The sequence below is a fragment of the Frankia sp. AgB32 genome, from assembly GCF_023243045.1.
In the GTDB taxonomy this organism is placed as follows: domain Bacteria; phylum Actinomycetota; class Actinomycetes; order Frankiales; family Frankiaceae; genus Frankia.
Window position 1 is genome coordinate 1 of sequence record NZ_JALKFX010000226.1, and the last position, 233, is coordinate 233.

Below are 233 nucleotides of genomic sequence, written 5' to 3' on the forward strand. Positions count from 1 at the left end.
GGTGACCGCCACGGACAGGACGGTGCCGGTGTGGCCGGTGAGGGTGGTGTGTTCGGTGCCGGTGTCGCGGTTCCAGACGCGGACGGTGCCGTCGTCGTCGCCGCCGCTGATGATCTGCTGGCCGTCCGGGGTGACCGCCACGGACAGGACGGTGCTGGTGTGGCCGGTGAGGGTGGTGTGTTCGGTGCCGGTGTCGCGGTTCCAGATGCGTACGGTGCCGTCGTCGCCGCCGC

At 71.7% G+C, this 233-nt stretch carries 1 protein-coding gene; it reads right to left on the minus strand.

What is annotated here, in order from left to right; all coding sequences use genetic code 11:
* Positions 1-233 (minus strand): WD40 repeat domain-containing protein (locus MXD60_RS26515; RefSeq protein WP_368861287.1); only part of this gene is annotated, 233 nt, incomplete at both ends.